The sequence below is a fragment of the Pseudomonas sp. PDM16 genome, from assembly GCF_014851865.1.
Taxonomy (GTDB): Bacteria; Pseudomonadota; Gammaproteobacteria; order Pseudomonadales; family Pseudomonadaceae; genus Aquipseudomonas.
This window is the reverse complement of the sequence record NZ_JACVAM010000001.1, coordinates 444,912-466,136: the sequence shown is the minus strand read 5'-3', so window position 1 is coordinate 466,136 and position 21,225 is coordinate 444,912. Positions and strand designations below refer to the sequence as shown.

General features: G+C 63.5%; 22 protein-coding genes. 12 read left to right on the top strand and 10 right to left on the bottom strand.

The window, feature by feature from the left end:
• Position 1: 1 nt before the first annotated feature.
• On the bottom strand, positions 2 to 898 hold the full coding sequence (locus tag IB234_RS02090; protein ID WP_192313085.1) for a tetratricopeptide repeat protein: 897 nt from the start codon (positions 896 to 898) through the stop codon (positions 2 to 4).
• Positions 899 to 1,130: 232 nt separating this feature from the next.
• On the opposite strand from IB234_RS02090, the gene IB234_RS02085 reads away from it, so the two are divergent.
• Positions 1,131 to 2,267: an RNA ligase RtcB family protein gene (locus IB234_RS02085; protein ID WP_192313083.1), complete on the top strand. Its 1,137-nt coding sequence runs from the start codon at positions 1,131 to 1,133 to the stop codon at positions 2,265 to 2,267.
• Positions 2,267 to 2,878 carry a peptide chain release factor H gene (gene prfH, locus IB234_RS02080; protein ID WP_192313081.1) on the top strand — a complete coding sequence of 204 codons (612 nt, stop codon included), beginning with the start codon at positions 2,267 to 2,269 and terminating at the stop codon, positions 2,876 to 2,878. Before IB234_RS02085 ends, prfH begins: the two co-directional genes overlap by 1 nt.
• Before the next feature lie 49 nt (positions 2,879 to 2,927).
• Here prfH and IB234_RS02075 read toward each other — a convergent pair whose 3' ends face one another.
• Together IB234_RS02075 and IB234_RS02070 are read right to left on the bottom strand one after the other, a co-directional pair.
• On the bottom strand, positions 2,928 to 3,686 hold the full coding sequence (locus tag IB234_RS02075) for a TerC family protein (RefSeq protein ID WP_192313078.1): 759 nt from the start codon (positions 3,684 to 3,686) through the stop codon (positions 2,928 to 2,930).
• 164 nt (positions 3,687 to 3,850) lie between these two features.
• Positions 3,851 to 4,786, bottom strand: a complete 936-nt coding sequence (locus IB234_RS02070; protein ID WP_192315521.1) for an AEC family transporter — start codon at positions 4,784 to 4,786, stop codon at positions 3,851 to 3,853.
• Positions 4,787 to 4,843: 57 nt separating this feature from the next.
• Here IB234_RS02070 and IB234_RS02065 point away from each other — a divergent pair, with 57 nt between their 5' ends.
• The gene (locus tag IB234_RS02065; protein ID WP_192313075.1) at positions 4,844 to 5,245 is read left to right on the top strand and encodes a GFA family protein; all 402 of its coding nucleotides are present in this window, start codon (positions 4,844 to 4,846) and stop codon (positions 5,243 to 5,245) included.
• Positions 5,246 to 5,334: 89 nt separating this feature from the next.
• Here the strand turns inward: IB234_RS02065 and IB234_RS02060 are convergent, their stop codons facing one another.
• Positions 5,335 to 7,296, bottom strand: coding sequence for a DUF4105 domain-containing protein (locus tag IB234_RS02060; protein ID WP_318651982.1), 1,962 nt, complete (start codon positions 7,294 to 7,296; stop codon positions 5,335 to 5,337).
• Positions 7,296 to 7,616 carry a DUF2388 domain-containing protein gene (locus tag IB234_RS02055; protein WP_192313072.1) on the bottom strand — a complete coding sequence of 107 codons (321 nt, stop codon included), beginning with the start codon at positions 7,614 to 7,616 and terminating at the stop codon, positions 7,296 to 7,298. Before IB234_RS02055 ends, IB234_RS02060 begins: the two co-directional genes overlap by 1 nt.
• 353 nt (positions 7,617 to 7,969) lie before the next feature.
• Between IB234_RS02055 and zigA the strand changes: the two genes are divergently transcribed.
• The gene (gene zigA, locus IB234_RS02050) at positions 7,970 to 9,163 is read left to right on the top strand and encodes a zinc metallochaperone GTPase ZigA (RefSeq protein ID WP_192313069.1); all 1,194 of its coding nucleotides are present in this window, start codon (positions 7,970 to 7,972) and stop codon (positions 9,161 to 9,163) included.
• A 3-nt stretch (positions 9,164 to 9,166) separates the two neighbouring features.
• Here zigA and IB234_RS02045 read toward each other — a convergent pair whose 3' ends face one another.
• Positions 9,167 to 9,520 (bottom strand): NADH:ubiquinone oxidoreductase, encoded by a 354-nt coding sequence (locus IB234_RS02045; protein WP_192313067.1) that lies wholly within the window; start codon positions 9,518 to 9,520, stop codon positions 9,167 to 9,169.
• 70 nt (positions 9,521 to 9,590) lie between these two features.
• On the opposite strand from IB234_RS02045, the gene IB234_RS02040 reads away from it, so the two are divergent.
• Positions 9,591 to 10,562, top strand: a complete 972-nt coding sequence (locus IB234_RS02040; RefSeq protein WP_192313064.1) for a CobW family GTP-binding protein — start codon at positions 9,591 to 9,593, stop codon at positions 10,560 to 10,562.
• A gap of 8 nt (positions 10,563 to 10,570) precedes the next feature.
• Here IB234_RS02040 and IB234_RS02035 read toward each other — a convergent pair whose 3' ends face one another.
• Both IB234_RS02035 and IB234_RS02030 read right to left on the bottom strand, forming a co-directional pair.
• Positions 10,571 to 11,404: an alpha/beta hydrolase-fold protein gene (locus tag IB234_RS02035; RefSeq protein ID WP_192313061.1), complete on the bottom strand. Its 834-nt coding sequence runs from the start codon at positions 11,402 to 11,404 to the stop codon at positions 10,571 to 10,573.
• Between the two features lie 160 nt (positions 11,405 to 11,564).
• On the bottom strand, positions 11,565 to 12,413 hold the full coding sequence (locus IB234_RS02030; protein WP_225580208.1) for a plasmid partitioning protein: 849 nt from the start codon (positions 12,411 to 12,413) through the stop codon (positions 11,565 to 11,567).
• A gap of 230 nt (positions 12,414 to 12,643) precedes the next feature.
• Here IB234_RS02030 and IB234_RS02025 point away from each other — a divergent pair, with 230 nt between their 5' ends.
• Together IB234_RS02025 and IB234_RS02020 are read left to right on the top strand one after the other, a co-directional pair.
• On the top strand, positions 12,644 to 14,401 hold the full coding sequence (locus IB234_RS02025; protein ID WP_192313058.1) for a DUF1302 domain-containing protein: 1,758 nt from the start codon (positions 12,644 to 12,646) through the stop codon (positions 14,399 to 14,401).
• A gap of 11 nt (positions 14,402 to 14,412) precedes the next feature.
• A complete protein-coding gene (locus tag IB234_RS02020; protein WP_192313055.1) occupies positions 14,413 to 15,765 on the top strand; it encodes a DUF1329 domain-containing protein in 1,353 nt (450 codons plus the stop codon).
• A 23-nt stretch (positions 15,766 to 15,788) separates the two neighbouring features.
• On the opposite strand, the gene IB234_RS02015 is transcribed toward IB234_RS02020, so the two are convergent.
• The gene (locus IB234_RS02015; RefSeq protein ID WP_192313052.1) at positions 15,789 to 16,409 is read right to left on the bottom strand and encodes a TetR/AcrR family transcriptional regulator; all 621 of its coding nucleotides are present in this window, start codon (positions 16,407 to 16,409) and stop codon (positions 15,789 to 15,791) included.
• 179 nt (positions 16,410 to 16,588) lie between these two features.
• On the opposite strand from IB234_RS02015, the gene IB234_RS02010 reads away from it, so the two are divergent.
• Genes IB234_RS02010 through IB234_RS02000 form a run of 3 tightly spaced genes read left to right on the top strand, consistent with a single transcriptional unit; the run spans position 16,589 to position 18,695 of the window.
• Positions 16,589 to 17,389 (top strand): alpha/beta fold hydrolase, encoded by an 801-nt coding sequence (locus IB234_RS02010; RefSeq protein ID WP_192313048.1) that lies wholly within the window; start codon positions 16,589 to 16,591, stop codon positions 17,387 to 17,389.
• 57 nt (positions 17,390 to 17,446) lie between these two features.
• Positions 17,447 to 18,328, top strand: coding sequence for an alpha/beta fold hydrolase (locus IB234_RS02005; protein ID WP_192313045.1), 882 nt, complete (start codon positions 17,447 to 17,449; stop codon positions 18,326 to 18,328).
• 1 nt (position 18,329) lies between these two features.
• Positions 18,330 to 18,695, top strand: a complete 366-nt coding sequence (locus tag IB234_RS02000) for a hypothetical protein (protein WP_192313042.1) — start codon at positions 18,330 to 18,332, stop codon at positions 18,693 to 18,695.
• Between the two features lie 4 nt (positions 18,696 to 18,699).
• On the opposite strand, the gene IB234_RS01995 is transcribed toward IB234_RS02000, so the two are convergent.
• Entirely contained in the window at positions 18,700 to 19,101 is a 402-nt protein-coding gene (locus IB234_RS01995) for a DUF3301 domain-containing protein (RefSeq protein ID WP_192313039.1), read from the bottom strand.
• 126 nt (positions 19,102 to 19,227) lie between these two features.
• Here IB234_RS01995 and IB234_RS01990 point away from each other — a divergent pair, with 126 nt between their 5' ends.
• Both IB234_RS01990 and IB234_RS01985 read left to right on the top strand, forming a co-directional pair.
• Positions 19,228 to 19,761 (top strand): zf-TFIIB domain-containing protein, encoded by a 534-nt coding sequence (locus IB234_RS01990; protein ID WP_192313037.1) that lies wholly within the window; start codon positions 19,228 to 19,230, stop codon positions 19,759 to 19,761.
• A gap of 8 nt (positions 19,762 to 19,769) precedes the next feature.
• A complete protein-coding gene (locus IB234_RS01985) occupies positions 19,770 to 21,014 on the top strand; it encodes a hypothetical protein (RefSeq protein WP_192313034.1) in 1,245 nt (414 codons plus the stop codon).
• Positions 21,015 to 21,225: the final 211 nt, after the last annotated feature.

The following is a 21,225-nucleotide window of genomic DNA, read 5'->3' as shown; positions in this document are numbered from 1 at the left end:
ATCAGTCCTCCTCGAACTGATCGGCCGCGAGAGTGCATTGCAGGTCGATGAGATTGCGTGATGCAGTGCTCCATCCCTCCAGCACCTCGCGAATGGCTGCCTCGTCGGGGCTGGCGATGGCCAGCAGCCGCTCGTTGCCCAGCTCGGTAGGCCTCTCATCGGGGGCATCGTGATGTTCATGTGGCGTGCCCTCGGAGCACTGCTTGCAGAGCACGCGTACCGAGCGAGACCAGTCTTCGGCGGCGATCTGCCGTTGCTCCAACAGGCTCAGCAATTCATCGATATCGGCTTGGCTGCCTATCTGTAGTCTGGCCTCGTAGGTGCTGTTGGGTGACGGCTGAAACAGTTCCAGCGCGTTGAAAACCGGATACTGATGGCCATTGTATTCGCGATGGCCGACGGAGGCGCCGTCGTGCAGGACGACATCGCCATAGCATGAGCCCGATTCGGCATAGGGGATGTTGAGCAGGCGGGCGCGTACCGGGTCGATGCGTCGGGCCCAGACCACTTCGGCGCTGTCGTCCGGGTTGAGGCGAATGGGCGTCATGCCGAAGTCGGCCTCGATCGGCGTATCGCCTGCCTCGATCGATAACCCCAGGCGTTGCCACACGTCGCGCGCGGTGCGCCAGTCCTGCAGCGCGGTGGCGGCGATGGCCAGGTTCCAGTTGCTGGCTTCGTCCTCGGGATTGAATTGCACGGCGTACTGGTTGTGCTTCAGCGATTCTTCCCATTCGCCGCGGTACTTGTGGATCAGACCGATGTTGTAGTGGGTTTCCGGCCGGGCCCAGTCCAGTTCAAGGGCGCGGTGGTAGACCTGCAGTGCCTGCTCGTCTTCGCCCTGGTCGTGCAGGGCCATGGCTTGCTGGTGCAGTGCTTCGGCAAGGTCCTGGTCGGCCATGCGGGTCTCTCCATGAAAATGTGGGGCGCTCTTGCGAGCTACGTTCAATCGGCCTAGGATGCGCGCCTTCTTCCCTCAACCGACAGTAAAGGAGGCACATCATGCAACAGCTGATCACCCTTTGCAGGTCGCGTCTGGTCTGATTCTCTCCGCCGCCTTCGCTGCGGCGCGCGTCACCCGGCCCGGTCCTGCCACTCCCAACCTTTTCGTTTCAACCCATAGGGATTGGACCATGGGCAATTGCATCCGCAATCTGTCCGACGGCGTCGTATTGATCGCCGCGGACGACACCTGGATCGAAGGAAAAGCGATCCAACAACTCGAAACCACCGCTCGCCTGCCGGGCATGCAACGGGTGGCCGGCATGCCGGACTTGCACCCGGGGCGCGGCTATCCGGTCGGCGCGGCGTTCTTTTCCATCGGCCGTCTGTACCCGGCGCTGGTCGGCAACGACATCGGCTGCGGCATGGCGCTGTGGCGTACCGATATAGCGACGGCCAAGCTGCACCTGGACAAGCTGGAGAAGCGCCTGGGCAGCCTCGATGCACCGCTCGACGAGGACTGGGCCGAGGCGATTGCCGCCTTCGGCCTGCCACCCTGCGGCCACGAGCGCTCGCTGGGCACCATCGGCGGTGGCAACCACTTCGCCGAGCTGCAGCAGCTCGACCTGAGCTATGACGATGCCGCGCTGGAGCGGCTCGGCATCGCCCGCAACCGCCTGCTTCTGCTGGTGCACAGCGGCTCGCGGGGGCTGGGCGAGGCGATCCTGCGTGAGCAGGTCGACCTGTTCGGCCATGCCGGGCTAGAGGCCGGCAGCGAGGCCTGCACGCATTATCTTGCGCGGCATGACGGCGCCCTGCGTTTTGCCGAGGCCAACCGCCAGCTGATCGCCCGGCGCATGTTGGAGCGCTTGCGCGCCGACGGCGAGCCGCTGCTGGACGTCAACCACAACCTGGTGTTGCCGGCATGCATCGACGGTCGCGACGGCTGGCTGCACCGCAAGGGCGCCACGCCCGCGGACCAGGGGGTGATGGTGATCCCTGGCTCGCGCGGCGACTTCAGCTACCTGGTCGAGCCGCTTGCCGACGAGCGCAGCCTGCTGTCCCTGGCCCACGGGGCCGGGCGCAAATGGATGCGCAGCGAGTGCAAGGATCGCCTGGCGTCGCGCTACAGCGTCGAGCAGCTGGTTCGCACGGCGCTGGGCAGCCGGGTGATCTGCGCCGACCGGGCGTTGATCTACGAGGAGGCGCCGGAGGCCTACAAGGCTATCGATTCGGTGGTAGGTGCCCTGCGTGAAGCCGGACTGGTGCGGGTATTGGCGCGGCTGAAGCCGGTGCTCACCTACAAGACGCGGGGAGGGTGCTGCTGATGATCCTCCTGCAATTGTCGGCGGGGCAAGGCCCCGAGGAGTGTGCGCTGGCGGTGGCCAAGGCATTGCGCCGGCTGCTGGCGGAAGCCGAGGCGGCGCGGGTCGAGGTGCGTGTGCTGGAAGAGGAAGCCGGGGTGTCGCGCGATACCCTGCGCTCCGTACTGGTGGCGCTGCAGGGTGAGGGCGCCGAGGTGCTGGCCGAGGCCTGGAGCGGTTCGCTGCTGTGGGTCTGTGCCAGCAGTTACCGGCCGAGCCACGGGCGCAAGAACTGGTTCTTCGGCGGTGCGTGTTTTGCTGCGCCGTCGACCAGCCTGGAGAGCGAGATCCGCTTCGAGACGCTGCGTTCGTCCGGCCCCGGTGGCCAGCATGTCAACACCACCGATTCGGCGGTGCGTGCCACTCACCTGGCCAGCGGCATCAGCGTCAAGGTGCAGAGCGAGCGCAGCCAGCATGCCAACAAGCGTCTGGCGCTGCTGCTGATCGCCCGGCGCCTGGCCGAGCGCGCCGAAGAGGCCGACGACCAGCTACGTGCCGAGCGGCGTCTGCGGCACCACCGGCTGGAGCGCGGCAATCCGCGGCGCACCTTCCGCGGCGAGCGCTTCGTCGAGTGAAATAAAAACGGGGCCTTTCGGCCCCGTTCTCTTATCTACGCGTTCCGGCTTACTCGCCCGGAATATCCTTGCGCAGCTTGACCGGGTCTTCCTTGCGGCCCTTGAGCACGCGCATGCGGATGTTCAGTGCTTCGACGCCCAGCGAGAAGGCCATGGCGAAGTAGACGTAGCCCTTCGGCACGTGGACTTCGAAGGCTTCGGCGATCAGCACGGTACCGACCACGACCAGGAAGGCCAGGGCCAGCATCTTCAGCGACGGGTGCTTGTCGATGAAGTCGCTGATGGTGCCGGCGGCTAGCATCATCACCAGTACAGCGACGATGATCGCGGCGACCATGACCGGCACGTGGGAGACCATGCCGACGGCAGTGATCACCGAGTCCAGGCTGAACACGATGTCGATGATGGCGATCTGGATGATGGTGCCGATGAAGTTGCGCGCGGCGCCGTTGGACGGCTGCTCGGTTTCGTCTTCGCCTTCCAGGCCGTGGTACATCTCGGTGGTGCTCTTCCACAGCAGGAACAGGCCGCCGAAGAACAGGATCAGGTCACGCCCGGAGATGCCCTGGCCGAACATGTGGAACAGGTCGTTGGTGAGCTGCATGATCCAGGTGATCGACAGCAGCAGGGCGATACGGGTGACCATCGCCAGCGCCAGGCCGAAGAACCGGGTGCGGGCCTGCAGGTGCGGTGGCATGCGGCCGACGAGGATGGCGATCATGATGATGTTGTCGATGCCGAGGACGATTTCCAGGGCTGTCAGGGTGAGAAAGGCAACCCAGATTTCCGGGTTGGTCAGCCATTCCATTATGAGTTCCTTTATACGAAGTGTGCGGAGGTCACGCGGGGCGCGCGCGATTCTATCTGGCTTGTCGTGAAAATTCCGTCGGTGAATAGCTGACGTTTCGTCGCGTCCGCTAAAGAGTCTAGGACCGGCTGCATGCTTTTTGGTTGGTACTGGCTGATGCGTGGCTATGACAGCAGGGTCAGCACCAGCGGCAGGCTGATAGCAGCCAGCAGCGTCTGCAGCGTGATGATGCCGGCCATCAGGTGGCCGTCGCCGCCGAGCTGGCGGGTCAGCACATACGCGGTCGGTGCGGTGGGCAGGGCGAAGAACAGCACCAGCACCGAGCTTTCCAGGGGCGGCAGGCGCAGCACGTGCGCTACCAGCAACGCCAGAGCCGGCATCGCCAGCAGGCGCAGGGCGCAGTTCCAGGCCAGGGCGGCCTTCTCCCCGGTCAGCTCCTGCGGGCGCAGCGCAGCGCCGACGCAGAGCAGCCCCAAGGGCAGGCTGGCGGCTGCCAGTAGTGCGAGCAGGCGGTCGCTGCCACCCGGCAGGCCGGTGCCGAGCAGGTTGACCGCCATCCCGGCCAGGCAGGCGAGGATCAGCGGATTCTTCAGGATCGGCAGCAGAAGGCCTGCGAGAGGGACCTCGCGGTCGGCACTGAGCGACCAGACTGAGAGCACGTTCACCGCCGGCACCATCAGTGCCAGCAGCAACGCCGCAAGGACCAGCCCAGGTTGGCCATGCAGGCTGCCGATGGCCGCCAGGCCGAGATAGGTGTTGAAGCGCAGGATGCCCTGGGCGATGGCACCGAAGCGTGCCGCCGACCAGCCGCGTAGACGGCGCATCAACAACAGTGCCAGCCAACTGACACCGAGCCCTAGTAGTACGGCCAGGGCCAGGCGTGGTAGTGCAGGGTTGTCCAGAGGCGCGGTGGCCAGGCTGCTGAACAGCAGGGCAGGGAACAGGATGAAATAGTTGAGCCGCTCGGCGGCCGGCCAGAAGGCTTCGCCGGGGAAGTCGCGGCGGCGCAAGAGGTAACCGCCGACGATCAGAGCGAACAGGGGCCAGAGCGATTGCAGGAGAGCGATCACGACAACATCCGGAGAAAAAACGCCGGCCATCATGGGCAAAAACGCGGATGGGCGCTAGGGTGGGGGCTCGCAAAAAAGGAGCTGGTCATGACCGAGACCCAGACCGGCGGTTGCCATTGTGGCCGCCTGCGCTACGCCTTCGAGGCCCCGCTGCAGGACATCGCCCACTGTCATTGTTCGATCTGCCGGCGGACTACCGGTGGCATCGTCACCACCTGGCTCACCTTGCCAATGACCAGCTTCCGCTGGACCCATGGCAGCGCCGCAGCCTACGCTTCCTCGGCCAGTTGCACCCGTTATTTCTGTGCTCACTGCGGCTGCCACCTGACCCTCTTCACTACCCACAGCCCGAACTCTCTGGACATCACCGTGGCCAGCCTCGATCACCCGGAGCGGGCGGTGGCGGACCGGCATATCTGGACCGACAGCCGTCTGCCCTGGCTGCATCTCGACGAGGGCTTGCCGGAAGAGCGCGAGGAGCGGTTGTAGCGCCCAGGTTTTTCTATGAGGAGCCCACAGGCTGTGCATAGCAGGGCGATCCCGGATGATAGAGGCCGGTCGCGTGCGCTACTCGGCACCTACGGTAATGTCAGCCCGCCGCTGGCTTTGTGCAGGGTGCGCAGGTGCTGACCAAGCTGTTCCAGATTGGCTTCGCCGGCCTCGATCTCAGCCACCAGTTCCGGCTCGAGCAGGCGACGCACTTCGCGGTCGAGGTTGTCGGTGAGCTGGCGCAGGCGGTGTTGGCGCTCGTTGGTGGCGGCCTCCAGCTGTTGCCACTCGCCGGGCTGTGGCAGGCCATAGCCGGCGTCCAGTAGCTCCGCCGGGCGACTGAGGAAGCCACTGTTATCGAGGATCTGTCGCAGAGTGGCATCGGCCTCGGCGAAACGCCCGTCACCTGGCTCTTTGCGCGCGCCAAGATAGCGCTGCTTGAGGTGCTCCTGGGCCAGCAGCAGTTGTCGGCGCAAAGCGGCCTGCTCCAGCAACAGGAGCGCGGCGCTGGCGCGCAGGTCGGCCTGGGCAAACCAGGTGCGGCGCTGTTCGGGTGGCAGGGCCAGCCATTCCTCCACCTCTTGCTGCGGCACCGCCAGGCGGTCACGCAGTACGACGAACATGGCCTGGTAGCGGTCGCGGAACGAGTCGAAGCGATAGCCCAGGCGCAATGCCTCTCGTGGGTCGTCCAGCACGCTGCGATCAGCGAGTCCGCGGGACTCGAGGATGTCCAGCAACCCGTTGGGCATGATGCTGTCCAGATCCTGCAGCTCGCGGCGCCCGGTGCCGCCACGCAGCAGCTTGAGGGTCTCCACCGCGCAGTTGTTGGAGAGGAACCAGTAGTCGCCGTCGTAACTCCAGTGCTGCTCGGCGGCACGTGCCACCAGCTGCTCGGTTTCTTCACGTGACAGGCGCAGTGGGATCGAGGACAGGCCGCGTAGCTCGACCTTCGTGTACTCCTCTATCACCTGCGCCAGCGGCAGGATGAACAGGCGCGAGGGGTAGGCGCCGGTCAGGCCATCCCAGCTGGACAGCTGCACGTCACCGACGAACGCGCGATAGGACAGCACCAGGTGCTGGTCCAGGTCCAGCCGACAGGCCGGGCCGCGTGGCCTGCCCGGTGCGCAGACCACCAGGCGCAGCATACTGTGGCCCCAGCGGCTGGCCCATTGCTGGTTGGGTTCGGCGAGCAGATAGTCGACCTCATAGACCCGCTCCGGGTCGAGCCTGCCCAGCGGCTGGCGACCGAAGTCGCGGCCAGCGTTGAGGTAGGCGTAGTCGGCGGGACACTCCGCCTGCCGTGCCGGCTGCCAGGCGAAGTGCTGTTGCAGGTAGCGCTGTAGCGTGGGGCGACGGCAGGCGTAGGTCGGGTCGAGCAGAAAGTATTCCATGTTCACCGCGACGAACTCGCGCGGGTTGCTCAGCTCGTAGGGGTCAGGGCTGCGGGCGACCTGGCCGTTGTCCTGCTCGCGGGAGCCCCGTCGACCGACCAGTTGCTGCCAGCCGGCCAGGTCGAGGAGCCGGGGATCGTCACTGAGGCTGAAGCGGCGTTGGGTCTGACCGCGGCAGAGGTCGCGCTGACCGATGGGGCCGCTGCTACCGAACTCCGTGCTGCAGCGCCATTGTTGCAGACGCTCGCTTGCCGGCCACAGGCGTGCTCGGTCGTAGAGGTGAGTCAGTTCGTGCAGTAGTGTGGCCAGTAGCTCGCGCCGCAGGCTGCCATGCGAACGGCCGCTGTCAGCATCGGCCAGCTGGGGATCAAGCAGGCGGGGCAGCAGGCGAGCATTCAGACTGAGCGAGTCGGGGCGAGTGATGCGGCCATAGACGTCCGCTGGCAGGTCGTCCGACCAGCGTACCTCCACCTCGCGGTCCAGGCGTTCGATAAAGCTGGGGGGCAGGGCGGCCTCGGCCTCTTCGAGCAGCGCCTGGCTGGCCTGGTATTCGCTACGGGAGAGGCCGTCTGTATCCAGGCTCAGGCGCAATCCAGCCTGTGCGCAGGCGCTGGCCGAGGCCAGCAGCAGCGCCACCAGCCAGCGCAGAGCATGGGGTATCACAGGGCGAGTATGGCTTCGGCCAGTTGCTGGTCCGAGGCGTCGCGGGCCTCCGGCAGTTGCTCGCGCAGGGTGGCGAATGCGGCTTCAAGACTTGCCCCACGGATGTCGCCCTGGCTGGCGACGAAGCTGGCGGCATCGTCGCGAGCGGCCAGTACCACCTTCATGTCACGCACCGACGTGGTGGTGTCCGAGGTGAAGTCCAGACTGCGGTCCAGTGCGCGAACGATGATATTGCTGGTGGCCACCAGGGTTTGTGCCTGGGCGCTAGTGCCCAGGAATAGAGTGGCGGCGAGCATGAGGTGAGGCAGATGGCGCATGTTGGATCCTGACTTCGGTTTGAACAGATGCCTATTGGACGGGAACCGGTGTCGACGGTTCAAGCCTGCCGGCTCGGTGTCCTTGATGGACGGCAATGGGAGTGTGCTCAGGGTAGCGACAGAGGTAGCCATCATCCAGTGCGCAGCGAGCCCCATCGCCCTGCTGTGGCTCAAGTCGCGATTCTGTTTGCCCTCTGCGGAGCAATTGGTTTGACGGCTCGGAGGAACCGGTACGCCGGAGTTGAGAAGATAGATTTCTCTGTGAAAATGTTATGTTATAACTATCAAATAAAGCCTGCCGATGAACTCATCGATGCGCTCAGAGAAGAATCGTGACCTGCGAGGAAAATTGGATGAACAAGCGTCTACCCGTCACCGTGCTTTCCGGATTTCTCGGGGCCGGCAAGAGCACCCTACTCAATCAGGTGCTGAGGAACCGTGCCGGTTTGCGCGTGGCGGTGATCGTCAACGATATGAGTGAGATCAATCTGGATGGTGACGCGGTGCAGCGCGATGTGAGTCTCAACCGTGCTGAGGAGAAGCTGGTGGAGATGAGCAATGGCTGCATCTGTTGCACCCTGCGCGAGGACTTGCTGGAAGAGGTGGGCCGGCTGGCCAGGGAGGACCGCTTCGATTACCTGCTGATCGAGTCGACGGGCATCAGTGAGCCTTTGCAGGTGGCCGAGACTTTCACCTTCCGTGACGAGCAGGGGCAGAGCCTGTCCGATCTGGCTCGGTTGGACACCATGGTCACTGTCGTTGACGGCGTGAATTTCCTGCGGGATTTCCACGCGGCCGAAAGCCTTGCCAGCCGCGGTGAAACGCTGGGGGAAGAGGATCACCGGGCGATCACTGACTTGCTGATAGAGCAGGTTGAATTCGCCGACGTGCTGCTCATCAGCAAGACTGACCTCATCAGCGCCGAGGAATGTGACGAGCTGCAGGCGATTCTGCGTCGCCTCAATACCCACGCCGAGATATTTCCGATGCGCATGGGCGAGGTGCCGCTGGAGCGGTTGCTCGATACCGGGCGTTTCGATTTCGAGCGCGCCGCCCAGGCACCGGGTTGGCTCAAGGAGATGCGCGGTGAACATGTGCCGGAGAGCGAGGAGTACGGGATTGCCTCGATCGCCTACCAGGCGCGCCGGCCATTCCATCCGGAGCGCTTCTTCGCGTTTCTCGATCGTGAGTGGGTCAACGGCAAGCTACTGCGTTCGAAGGGATATTTCTGGCTGGCTAGCCAGCATCGCGAGGCCGGCAGCTGGTCACAGGCCGGGGGGCTGATGCGCTACGGGCAGGCCGGGCGTTGGTGGCGTTTCGTGCCGCGCGAGCAATGGCCGCAGGACGAGGAAGGCCTGCGAAGCGTGATGGGCAAATGGGATGTGGAGGTCGGAGACTGCCGCCAGGAGCTGGTATTCATCGGCCAGGACATCGATTTCGACCGTCTGCGGGCCGAGCTGGATGCATGCCTGTTGGACGACGCCGAGATGGCTGCCGGACCGTTGGCCTGGGAGCGGCTACCGGATCCGTTCGCCCTGGTTGCATGAGCCTCAGCGGTCCATCCAGACGCCCTTGTTCTGCTGCTCGCAGGCTGGTTTGAGATAGCGTGCGTCGGTGGCCACTCCGTAGTAGTGGATGTCCTGCTGGTATGGGGTGCCTTGCACCCGGGCGTTTCTGCATTCGCCGAAGGCCCCGGTAGGGCATTGCTCCACAAAGCTCACCTCGACCTTCTGCCCCTTCAACTGCGGAGCACAGAAGCCGGAGCGAAAGAGGTTGGTGGGGATGGTGCGGTTCTGCTGGCAGAGCTTCACCTCCATCTGCTGGCCTTCGCTGTGTACTACGCAGGCCTCTGCCCAGACGTGGCCGGCACAGCCCAGCAGCAACAGGGTGACAATCGCGCGCATGGCGTCTCTCCTCGAATGGTGCGGCGACTTTAGCCTTTCCCACCGCTCTGGAAAACCGCACCATAGCGCGATGCATACGAACATCCCCACTCATGTGATCGCCGGGCCGCTGGGCGCCGGCAAGACCAGCCTGATTCGCCACCTGTTGGCGCAAAAGCCGACAGATGAGCGCTGGGCCGTGCTGATCAATGAGTTCGGACAGATCGGGCTGGACCAGGCGCTGCTGACAACTGGCCAGGATGGCGTCGCCCTCGCCGAGATTCCCGGTGGCTGCCTGTGCTGCGTCAATGGTGTCCCGTTTCAGGTGGGCCTGTCTCGACTCTTGCGCAGGGCCAGGCCGGATCGCTTGCTGATCGAGCCTTCAGGCCTAGGGCATCCGACGGAGCTGGTTCGCCAGCTGCAAGCGGCACCCTGGTCGGAGGTTCTGGCGCTGCAGCCATTGGTGCTGGTGCTGGACGCGTCAGCCATGGCATCGGGCCTACCTCTTGCCGAGAGCCAGCAGGCTGTATTGGCCCTGGCGGATCTCCTGGTGCTGAACAGAGGCGAGCTCCTGGGCTCAGAGGCCCGCAAGCGCCTGCAGGCGCAGCTACCTAAGTCGACACTGCACTGGGCTCACGAGAGTGAGCTGGATTTCGCCGACTTGCCCGGAGGGGCGTCGGTCGCACGTGCTGCGGGCACTGGTCAGATCCTGCCTGAGGGCCGGGAACCGCTCGCCCAGGTATGGAGTGAGCCTCGGCGGCCCATCTGCCAGGTACAGGCTCAGGCAGACGGATGGAGTATCGGTTGGCGTTTTCACCCGGGCCAGGTATTCGATCTGGCTCGTATCCAGGGTTGGCTGGCCCGACTGCCGTGGCGGCGTGCGAAGATGGTTCTGCACAGCGATGCCGGATGGTATTCGGCCAATCTCCTAGAAGATGGCGTGCCGCTGTGGCGCGTCAGCGAGTGGCGCAGGGACTCGCGGCTGGAGCTGATTTTCTCCACGCCGCAAGTCGCGGATGCGCTCACTGCGTCGCTGGCCGCCTGTCAGGCGAACCAAGTATAGCGGTCCATCTAGGGGTGGGTGTTGAACCAGTCCAGCACCTTGCCCGGCGAGGCGGCGAACCACTCATGCCCACCCAGGGGCTCGGTATACCGTGTCACCTCTAAGCCCCGCTGGAGCAGGCGGTCGTAGTAGAGGTCCATGCTCCACCAAGGTACGACGGTGTCGACGAACCCATGCAGGAATAGGGTCGGAGGGTGGTCGACGGGAAGCTGGTCGGGGACCACACACAGTGGGCCGCTGCAGGTGGCGTATGAGCCTGACTGGATGGCCAGTGCCTTGAAACGACCGGGGAAGGAAACCGCCATTCGGCTGCTGTTATAGCCGCCGCTGGAGATGCCGGTGGCGTACTGACGTTGCGTATCGAGACGGCCGAAGTGGCCGGCGGAGATGGCGTCCAGTACGTTGCCGAGGAAGTCATAGTCCGTGCTCAGCTCATAGGCCTGAGCCAGGCCGGGGATATTGGTCTGCCAGAACAGGTCAGCTGGCGCACTGGGAGCGACGACCGCGTAGCCACTGTCCAGCAGCCTCTGCACCAGCTTGCCTTCGTAGTAGCCACCGAACGGCAGGTTACTGGTGTAACTGAAGTCATCGAGCGGGAAGAACGACCCCTGATAGATCAACACCACGGGCCATCCTCTGGTCGGAGGCGTTCCCAGCGGAAGCTGGTAGATGACCTGGCGGGCACCGATGACGCCGGAGTCGATCCAGGTCGTCTGGTGAGTGCAGCTCACTTTGGCGGGCAGCAATAGTGTGCGAGGGCGCTCATTGCAGCGGGATTCGGCCAGCGCCTGTTGTCCGGCGAGGACGAGCAGGCAGAAAAGCACGGAGCGAAAGGCAATCATGGAAGTATCTCCCGTTGTTCTTGTTGTTTGATTACCTCTCAAATAGAAACAGGAATTCCGATTCCGTCAAGCGATCGATTCCATTTGATCAATCGCTGCAAAGGTGATTTTCCGGGTCAGGGGAAGGCTGCACCGCTCTGGCCTGAGTGCCGAACGCTAATTAAGGATGGCGCTGGAACCAGTCCAGAATCCTGCTCGGCGAGGCGGCAAACCATTGATGGGTTCCTGCTGCCTCCGTATACAGCGCCGTATCGACTCCCTGGAGGAGAAGGCGATCGTGGTACGGCTGCATGCTTGACCACGGCACGACCCGGTCGGCCATCCCATGCAGGAAGAGGGTAGCTGGGTGGCCGGCTGGCAGCTCCTGGGGCAGAGGGCAGCGAGCGCCGACACAAGTGGCGAAAGATGCCGACTGAATGGCCAGCGCCTTGAAGCGCCCAGGGAAGGAAACCGCCATTCGGCTGGTGTTGTAGCCGCCGCTGGAAATGCCCACTGCATACCAGCGGCGGGCATCCAGTTTGCCGAATACGCCGCTGTTCATGGCCGCGAAGAGATTGTTGAAAAACAGCTGATCGTTGCTCTGGGCGTAATTGTTCGCCCACGCCGGCTCATTGGTTTGCCAGGCTTCTGCCGCCGTCAGGGCGTTCGGAGCAATCACGGCGTAGCCGCTGTCGAGCAGGGCCCGTATCAGTTCGCCCTGGTAGTAACCGCCGAACGGGGCTCCGGTGTTGTAGCTGAAGCCGGTGACCTTGACCAGCGAGCCGTGGAACAGCAGGGCCACCGGCCACCCGTTAGCTGGAGGAGTGCCCATCGGCACTTGGAAAACGACCTTCCGAGGAGCCTCTCCACCAGAGTTGATGGAGGTCGTCTGAGTGCTGCAGCTGATGCTGGCTGGTTGGGTACCGCTGGCTGCCTTCGCGACGCATCGCGATGCCGCTTGCGCGGATGTAAGACTGAATGCCGCCAGCAGGACGACGCTGATGATCATGGGCAGATGACGAGTAGGCATGTGGTGACTCCGGCTAGCGAGAAGCTCGGAGGATTAGACGCACTCTGTGACGAGATTTCACCGGTTTTTGGCGCCAAATTAACGACTTGCGATAGGTGGCGCGCCTAACTTTGCGAGTCGGTGGCAAAAAAATATCGCCACTCCCGCTTGCCAGCGGTTCGCTTGAGGTTTAGATTCTAACGGAACCGATGTTCCGATTCCGATAAAAACAACAGCTGGAGGTCATCGTGATGCATCAAGGAAGGGGCCTGGCAGTCGCCGGACTGGCATTGCTCGGCGCGCTACCCATCGGGGTGGCACAAGCATTTCAGGTGCGTTCGGGAGACTGGACCACCTCTCTCGATACCACGGTTTCCTATGGTGTCAGTTATCGCATGGAGGGCCAGGACGACAAGCTGATCGCCCGTGCCAACGGCGGTAGTGGCAGCAACTCGGGATTGATCAATTCCGACGATGGCAACCTGAATTTCCGCAAGGGCGATCTCTTCTCCGAGATGGTCAAGGTCGTGTCGGAAATGGATCTGCGTTATCAGGAGCGCCATGGGGTATTCATCCGTGGTCGCGCGTTCTATGACTTCGAGCTGAAAGACGATTCGCGCCGTCATCGCGAAATCAGCGACGGCGGGCTGGACGAGGCCGGCTCCAGCGTCGATCTGCTGGACGCCTTCGTCTACGGCAGCTGGACGGTCAATGAGCGCGACCTCAACGCCCGACTCGGTCGTCAGGTGATCAACTGGGGTGAGGGGCTGTTCTATCAGAACGGCATCGGTGCGACCAACCCGGTGGACATCAATGCCCTGCGGGCTCCCGGCTCGGAGATCAAGGAGGCCTACCTGCCGACCTTCATGATCTACGGTTCGTACGAGCTGCGCGACAACCTCACCGTCGAGGGCTACTGGCAGCCGGGCAAGGCCTGGGAGGCCTCGAAGATCGACCCCTGTGGCACCTACTTCTCGACGCTCGATCCGCTCGGCGAAGATTGCGAGTACCTGTCGGCCGCGCCGCTGCAGGAGCAGGTCACCGGGCTCGCCGGTCAGGCCATGGCCTTCGACAACCCAGCCGCAGCGCAGGCTTGGGCCAGCAGCCTGCCGCCCGGACTGGTCAACGATCTGCTGCGCAGCTATATCCCGACCACCTTTATTCCGCGCTCCAAGGACATCGATGGAGACGACTCGGCCCAGTACGGTCTGGCCCTGCGCTGGTATGTACCGCAGCTGAACGATACCGAACTGGGCTTCTATTACCTGCGCTACAACATGCAGGTGCCGATGATCGGCCTGACGGTCGGCCAGCCGCTGGTGCTGCCGGTGGTTGGCGCGCTGCCCAACGCCAGCAGCTCGCGCTACTACGCGGAGTACCTGGAGAAGCGCGACCTGTTCGGTATCAGCTTCAACACTTCCATCGGTGGAGACAGCATCTTCAACGGCCTGTCCCTGGCCGGTGAGCTCAGCTACCGGCCGGACACGCCGATTGCACTAGGTCTCAACGAGTACCTGCCGACCGCGCTGCTCAATCCGGGTGGCCTGCCGGCAGGCACTCACCTGGATGGCTATCGCGAGAAGGACATGTTCCAGGCTTCCCTGGCAGCCATCTACAACTTCACCGGCGTGCTCGGTGCGGACTCGGCGACCCTGTTCTCCGAGGTGGTTGCCAGCCGTGTGCAGGGCCTGGAGTCGGACGTCGACTACTACGAGGCCACCAGCAGCGCCTACGGCGCCCAGGCCAGCATGAGCCTTACCTACAGCAACGTGCTCAACCTGGTGAACCTGGTACCCAGTGTCAGCTACCAGTACAGCATCAACGGCGTGGCTCCCCAGCTCACCAACGGTCTGGATGAGGAGGCGCAGAGCTGGTCGGTGGGTCTGGACGCGATCTACCAGGAGTCGCTGACGGTAGGTGCCAAGTACGTCGGTTACAGCGGTGGTGGGCTGTCGAACAAGCGCACCGACCGCGACTACCTGACCGTCAACGTCAAATACAGCTTCTGAGAGGGAACGCCATGCATCGTCTGAGAATCACCCTGCTGGCGGCCGCCCTCATGGCCGCCCCTCTGGCCATGGCCCAGGTAGGCGCCGACCAGGCGGCTCGTCTGGGCCAGGACCTTACCCCGCTGGGCGCCGAGAAGGCTGGCAATGCCGCCGGTACCATTCCTGCCTGGGATGGTGGCCTGCCCAGGGATACCGCCGCTTTCGATGCGAAGGTTGGCTACAAGGACCCGTTCGCCTCTGACAAGCCACTGTTCAGCATCACCAGCGCCAACGCCGAGCAGTATCGGGAGCATCTGAGCCCTGGCCAGATGGCCATGCTCAAGCGCTACTCGAACAGCTGGAAGCTCAATATCTACCCGACTCGCCGCTCGGCCTCCTATCCGGACAAGGTATATGCGGCGATCAAGGGCAATGCCTCCACTGCCAAGCTGATCGAGAACGGCAACGGTATCGCCGACTTCAAGGTGGCCACACCCTTCCCGATCCCGCAGTCGGCCCTAGAGGTAATGTGGAATCACCTGGTGCGCTACCGCGGCGACAGCGTGAAGCGCTATTACGCCCAGGCCGTGCCGCATGCGAGCGGCAGTTACTTCATGACCCAGATCGAGGACCTGTTCCTGTTCAATCAGGACGCCGGCGACGCGAGCAAAGACAACGGCAACGTGCTGTTCTACTTCCGCCAGTCGGTTCTGGCGCCGGCGCGCCTGGCGGGTACCGAGCTGCTGGTCCACGAGACCGTCGATCAGGTGAAAGAGCCGCGTCTGGCCTGGCTCTACGCATCGGGACAGCGCCGTGTGCGGCGCACGCCGAATGTGGCCTACGACTCGCCCGGCACTGCATCCGAGGGCATGCGTACCACCGACAACTTCGACATGTTTTCCGGCGCGCCGGATCGGTATGACTGGCAGCTGGTGGGCAAGCAGGAGCTGTACGTGCCCTACAACAGCTACCGCTTCGCATCGAAGACCAACAAGTACAGCGACATCGTCAAACCAGGCCATGTGAATCCGGACCTGCTGCGCTACGAGCTGCACCGTGTGTGGCACGTACGGGCCACCCTCAAGGCCGGCCAGCGCCACCAGTACAAGCAGCGTGACTTCTATTTCGATGAAGACAGCTACCAGATCCTGGTGGTGGACCACTACGACAACCGCGACAACCTCTGGCGCCTCGGCGAGTCCTATACGCTCAACATGTATGACCAGCCGCTGATCTGGACCAAGGGAGATGCGGTATATGACTTGATCGGTGGTCGCTACGTGATCGGCATATTGTCCAACGAAGAGCCGGCGGATCAGTTCGATATTGCTCTGAAACCGACCGACTTCACGCCGGCGCAATTACGCCGTGATAGTCGGCGCTAAGTTGGGCGGATATATAAGCTCGCTTAACTTTGCGTAACTTGAAGGTAGTTGCAGATCATTCGGGAAAGTTCTGCGGGCAGAACTTCCCGAGGGGTCGCCCCGAGGCTACCGACCATGGTGAAGTAGTTCAGGCCGGAGAGCAGCATGTGGGCGCTGAGATCGGCCGCCTGCTCCGGGGAGGGATGGCGCAGATGGTCGCGATGGTGGAGCACGATGCGGCCGAAGGCCTGGCCGATATAGGCATTGAGCTGATGGAAGCGCTGACGGAACTGAGGGTCCATCGAGCTGCGGCGGATCAGGGCGCGAAGCAGGCCTTCACTGCCCTCGAACAGGCCAACCACCCCGCGAATGAAGGCTTCGACCTGGGCGTCCAGTGGCAACGCCTCGCGCGCCAGATCGTCCAGCAGGGCGTTTACGGCGGCGCGGCTCTGTTCGACAAAGCGCTCGTGCACGGCATACAGCAGGACATCCTTGTCGCCGAGCAGGCGGTAGAAGGTACCGACCGAGGATTCGGCCAACTGGGCGATCTGGGAAATACCGGTTTCTTCGAACTGGTTGCTGGCCAGCAAGTCGGCAGCGGCATTCAAGAAGCGCTCCAGAGCCTTCTTGCTACGTGCCTGGGTGGGACTGGCAATACTGTACATGATCAATTCTCGAAACGGCGCTGGTCGATTCTAGGGGGTTTGCCAGGGCAAGGCAAATAACGGAAAGATAACAACAAAGTTCCGCTGGAAAGTTATCCGATCGAACAACTTGTCTAGTCGTGCAAGTTGCTTTGGGGACGGCGATCTATTGCCATCTATTATTGAAGGAAAGAACTTTCATGGAATATCTGGATTTGGCCAATGGCCGTTTCGCCTATATCCGGCAAGGCGAGGGATACCCGGTATTGCTGTTGCACGGGCTAGGGTCTTCGCTGCTCGACTGGCAGCCCCAAATCGATCACCTTGCGCAGTTTTGCGAGGTGATCGCCATGGACGTGCGTGGCCATGGCCAGAGCGAGCCGTTGCGGGCGCCGGTAAGCATCGCCGAGTTGGCTGGCGACGTTGCCGACTTTATCCGCGCCATGGATGTTGCACCATGCATCCTGGTGGGCATTTCCATGGGGGGCATGCTGACTTTCCAACTACTGGCCGAACATCCTGACCTGGTGCGCGCGGCTGTGGTGGTCAATAGCGCGCCGAGCTTTCCCGTCGACACCTGGAAGGTCCGTGGTCAGGTCTGGTTGCGTCTAGGCCTGGTGCGCCTGATCGGCCTGCCGGCGCTGGCCGGGATGTTGGCGGGCAAGCTGTTTCCCAAGCCAGAGCAGGAGGCGCTGCGCGAGAGGGTGGCCGAGCGTATCGCCAGCAATGATCCCACATCCTATCTGCACGCCATGCGAGCCATTCCCGGTTGGTCTGCCATGCCGGCGGCGGGTCAGGCAAATGTGCCGTTGCTGGTGATCAGCGGTGATCGCGACTACACCCCACTGGAATACAAGCGTGCCTACCTGGGCCAACTACGCAATGCCCGCCTAGAGGTAATCGAAGATTCGGGGCATGCCACACCGCTGGACCAGCCGCAGCGATTGAATCAGCTATTACAGGCCTTTATCGCCGAGCATTCGGCGCCTATGCCGGCCTGACTCGGTCGCGATGCACCGTTACACTGGCCGCAGTTTCCGCTGCGGCGCCTTTTTTACATGCACCTGCTCCCTTGGTCTCACCCCTCCTCAGCCGGTTTTACTCTGACGGGCTGGCACACCCCACCCAGTGGCAAGCCGCTGCTGCACTTTCTGCATGGCAACGGTTTCTGCGGACGTGCCTATGAGCCCATGCTGAAGCCACTGGCAGAGCATTTCGACCTCTGGCTGTGCGATGTGCAAGGACATGGCGACACCGAGCACGGCGGCCGCTTCCATGGCTGGAATCGCAGTGCCGAGCTAGCGGTGGAGGCATTCGAGGCTGGCCGCGAGCGCTTCGGCGACGTGGCATGCTTCGCTCTCGGCCACAGCTTCGGCGGCGTACTGACCAGCCTTATCCTGGCGCGCCATCCGCAGCTGTTCCAGCGCGCGGCGCTACTCGACCCGGTGCTGTTCAGCAAGGCCATGGTGGGTGTGATGGCCTTGTCCGAGCTGGTCGGTCTGCATCGACGCAACGTCATGGCGCAAAAGTCGGCGGCGCGCCGCCGCCACTGGCCGGATCGAGCCAACGCATTCTCCCTCCTGCAGGGACGTGGCATCTTCCGTGGCTGGGCCGACTCCGCATTGCACGCCTATGTCGATCACGCGCTGAAGGATGCCGAAGACGGCGGTGTGGAGTTGAAGTGCCGGCCGAGTCGCGAGGTGGATATCTTCAGCTCCTTCCCCCGGCGACTATGGCCCTCGCTTGCCAGAATGAACACACCGACCCTGCTGCTATACGGGGCGAAGACCTATCCCTTCGTTGGCCAGTCCGCCAGGCGTCTGCGCGACCTGAACGGGGCCGTAAGCATTGCCGAGGTCGCGGGCGGTCATTGCTTCATGCAGGAACACCCCGAGGACACAGCCGCTCGGGTCATCGCCTTCCTGCAACCCGAGCGCTGACATGAGCACCAGCCGCGAGGATGTGTGGCTGGTGCTGTCCGAGTTGTGGCTGGATAACCAGCTGGACGACCATGACCACCGCCATATCGCGAGGGTATTACACGCCAGCGGCTTGCCCCTGGAGGAGCTGCAGGCCATCTATCTGGAGGAGGTCGCCCCTCTGCTGTGGGGCAACCATTGGGTGGCGGCGGGAGCCTGGAGCGGCTTCGACCCGAACTGGCTGAGCGCTGGTTGTCGCCGCTTCCAGGCATTGCGAGGACGCCGCTGGCATCGCTGGCGCTGCCGTCTTTTGCGCAAGCCGATGACCTATGCGGCCGAGCCGGAATGGCAACAGGTGCTGCTGCGACTCGAGGAACTGGGCGGATAGGGTGTCAGTCGACGCGGCGCTGGTCGTCCGCCCGCGGGTGGCTGCGGCGCCAATCGTCGAGCTGAATGACCTTATCGTCCAGCGGGGGTGCCTGGAAGGGGTGAGCCTCCAGCTCGATGTTGCCCAGGTGACGTCCATACATGCTGACGGTGCCGGTCAGACGCTGCTCGCCGGTGACGGTGAACTCGAAACCGTAGATCCGCGCCACACGCCGCTGTCCCCGGATGTCACGAACGATCGCCAGGCGGCGAAAGGCGACGTTGCCGTCCAGCAGCTCCACATCCAGCTTGGCGCAGTGTTGCTTGGCAAGAGCTAGCGCGCGCTCGCGAATGCCATGCCCGCGCCATAACCAGGCGCCGCCAGCGGCGAACAGCATCAGAAGCATTACATCCAGCAGATCGATCATGTGGACTCCGGTGTTTACAGGCCAAGCTTAACCGATCCGTGACGCCGTGCTCAGCTACCGCTTGAGCCGACAGGGCTTCTTGGATAGGGTCGCGGCCTGCGCTCAACCCACGAAAAGGATCTTCCCATGCATTGCCCTGCCTGCCGTGACTCCCAATTGAAACCCACCAAGCTCGAAGACGGCCTGTTGGCTCACGGCTGCGAGCAGTGTGCCGGCGCACTGGTGGCGCTGCTTTACTACCGTGACTGGGCCGAGCGTGCGCCGCAACCCGAGGCGATGGATACCGGGCTACAGGCCGAACCGGCCAAGGAAACGCCTCAGGCGCTGACTTGCCCCAAATGCGCCAAGCTGATGAGCAAGTTCCAGATCAGCGGTACCCGCAGCAATCGCCTGGACCTCTGTACCTCGTGCGACGAGGCCTGGCTGGATGGCGGCGAGTGGCAGCTGCTCAAGGCTCTGGAGCTGAGCCGCAGCATGCCGGCGATCTTCAGCGAGGCCTGGCAGCGCCGGGTACGCCAGGAGAGTGCCGAGCAGTCTCGCCGCGAGCGCTTCACCCGCCTGGCCGGCGCCGACTCCATTGCCCGCGCCGATGAGGTCCGAGCCTGGCTCAAGGACCACCCGCAGCGCAGGGAGCTGCTGCATTACATCGGCCACGAGTGAAGTCGGCGATGAAGAACTGGAAGAAGGTCTTGCTCGGTACCGTGATGGTGCTGGGAGCGGGTGCATGGGCGTGGTGGCAGGATGAGCCTCTGGGGCCGGTAGCCAGAGCCTGGCTCGAAGAATCGGTAGCAACTGCCGACAGCAAGGCCTACTACCAGTTGCTGGGCCTGGATGCCCCCGCCGGGCAGCATCCGCAGGAGGCTGGCCGTCAGATGGTTGAGGCGCACTTGCAATGGCGGGCGCAACATGGCCCCTACGATCTGATGGTCTCGGCCACGGATGGCGAACGTCTGGAGCTGCCCGGAAAGAACCTCTGCGCCCTCGGTGATGCAGGCTGTCTTGAGCGGTTGCGCCAGGATAGTGCAGGGCTGGCCGCACTGCTGGCCCGTCACGGCGAGTTGCTACGGCGCTACGACAGCCTGCTGGCACTGGACGACTACCGTACCCTTGCTCAGCCGAGCGTGGATGAGCCGCTGGCCAACTACAGCAGCCTGGGCAGGGCCAACCTGCTGCGTGCCGCACAGGCCATGGCCTTGGCGGAGGATGGCCGTGGTGGTGAAGCCCTGGCGCTCCTGCAGCAGGATGTGCGTCATCTGCGGGGATGGCTGGCACGTGCGGACAATCTGATCCTTAAAATGATGCTGGTGAATCTGCTGGGTCGCGATCTGAATGCCGTCGCAGCGCTGTATCGTGCTGGCCTGGTGCCGCTGCCGGCCGCCGAGTCGCCACTGAGCGAGGCGGAGCGTTCGCTGGGGGCGGCGATGCGTCGCGAGTTCGTTTTGGTGGGCTCCGGGATGCTGACTCTGGTGGACAATCCGCAGAGCGCCGGCGTAGCCCAATGGCGGCTGCGCTTGATGTACAAGCCGCATATGACGGTGAACGACATCCTGCCGGGCTATCAGCGGATGGCTACCAATTCTCTTCTGGATACCTCTGCCTTCGTACGTACCCTGGGAACTCCAGCACGCAGCCAGCCGAGTTTCTGGCGCCGTACTCGGAATCCAGTAGGAACGATACTCGGCAGTGTCGCAGTGCCCGACTTCAACAACTACCTCGCACGCCTGCATGATCTGGAGGCGAAGCTGACCCTGTTCAATGCTCTCGGGCAGGGGGTACCTGAGGCGGACAATCCCTATCGACCAGGCGAGCGCGCGGAGTGGGACGAGACGCTCCAGGCATACTGTTTCAGCGGCCCGCTAGTGGACAAGCACCATCTTCGCTGCCTGCCCTGGACCGCACCCGCCGCGCAGTAGCGGCTAGGGTGGGAGCACGTTGGCGCCCTTGCGTTGCCGACACGGGTGACCGTAGCCCTGCAGTGCACCTTGCCTGCACTCTCTTGCTATTGGCGGCGCTGCCGCCCTCGCTTGGCTGAAGCTTGGGCGCTCCTACGATTAAGCGAGACGAGCCACAGAGAGGTTGGTTGGACCGCCCAGCTGCGTGCACTGATGCGGCTCGGACGACCAG

Coding starts and splice junctions, on each gene's coding strand:
- IB234_RS02030 (WP_225580208.1), bottom strand. CDS start 12,413: ATGCCTACTCGTCATCTGCCCATGATCATCAGCGTCGTCCTGCTGGCG.
- IB234_RS01990 (WP_192313037.1), top strand. CDS start 19,228: ATGCATTGCCCTGCCTGCCGTGACTCCCAATTGAAACCCACCAAGCTC.
- zigA (WP_192313069.1), top strand. CDS start 7,970: ATGAACAAGCGTCTACCCGTCACCGTGCTTTCCGGATTTCTCGGGGCC.
- prfH (WP_192313081.1), top strand. CDS start 2,267: ATGATCCTCCTGCAATTGTCGGCGGGGCAAGGCCCCGAGGAGTGTGCG.
- IB234_RS02090 (WP_192313085.1), bottom strand. CDS start 898: ATGGCCGACCAGGACCTTGCCGAAGCACTGCACCAGCAAGCCATGGCC.
- IB234_RS02025 (WP_192313058.1), top strand. CDS start 12,644: ATGCATCAAGGAAGGGGCCTGGCAGTCGCCGGACTGGCATTGCTCGGC.
- IB234_RS02075 (WP_192313078.1), bottom strand. CDS start 3,686: ATGGAATGGCTGACCAACCCGGAAATCTGGGTTGCCTTTCTCACCCTG.
- IB234_RS02020 (WP_192313055.1), top strand. CDS start 14,413: ATGCATCGTCTGAGAATCACCCTGCTGGCGGCCGCCCTCATGGCCGCC.
- IB234_RS02000 (WP_192313042.1), top strand. CDS start 18,330: ATGAGCACCAGCCGCGAGGATGTGTGGCTGGTGCTGTCCGAGTTGTGG.
- IB234_RS01985 (WP_192313034.1), top strand. CDS start 19,770: ATGAAGAACTGGAAGAAGGTCTTGCTCGGTACCGTGATGGTGCTGGGA.
- IB234_RS02065 (WP_192313075.1), top strand. CDS start 4,844: ATGACCGAGACCCAGACCGGCGGTTGCCATTGTGGCCGCCTGCGCTAC.
- IB234_RS02045 (WP_192313067.1), bottom strand. CDS start 9,520: ATGCGCGCGATTGTCACCCTGTTGCTGCTGGGCTGTGCCGGCCACGTC.
- IB234_RS02015 (WP_192313052.1), bottom strand. CDS start 16,409: ATGTACAGTATTGCCAGTCCCACCCAGGCACGTAGCAAGAAGGCTCTG.
- IB234_RS02005 (WP_192313045.1), top strand. CDS start 17,447: ATGCACCTGCTCCCTTGGTCTCACCCCTCCTCAGCCGGTTTTACTCTG.
- IB234_RS02010 (WP_192313048.1), top strand. CDS start 16,589: ATGGAATATCTGGATTTGGCCAATGGCCGTTTCGCCTATATCCGGCAA.
- IB234_RS02085 (WP_192313083.1), top strand. CDS start 1,131: ATGGGCAATTGCATCCGCAATCTGTCCGACGGCGTCGTATTGATCGCC.
- IB234_RS02055 (WP_192313072.1), bottom strand. CDS start 7,616: ATGCGCCATCTGCCTCACCTCATGCTCGCCGCCACTCTATTCCTGGGC.
- IB234_RS01995 (WP_192313039.1), bottom strand. CDS start 19,101: ATGATCGATCTGCTGGATGTAATGCTTCTGATGCTGTTCGCCGCTGGC.
- IB234_RS02035 (WP_192313061.1), bottom strand. CDS start 11,404: ATGATTGCCTTTCGCTCCGTGCTTTTCTGCCTGCTCGTCCTCGCCGGA.
- IB234_RS02040 (WP_192313064.1), top strand. CDS start 9,591: ATGCATACGAACATCCCCACTCATGTGATCGCCGGGCCGCTGGGCGCC.
- IB234_RS02070 (WP_192315521.1), bottom strand. CDS start 4,786: ATGGCCGGCGTTTTTTCTCCGGATGTTGTCGTGATCGCTCTCCTGCAA.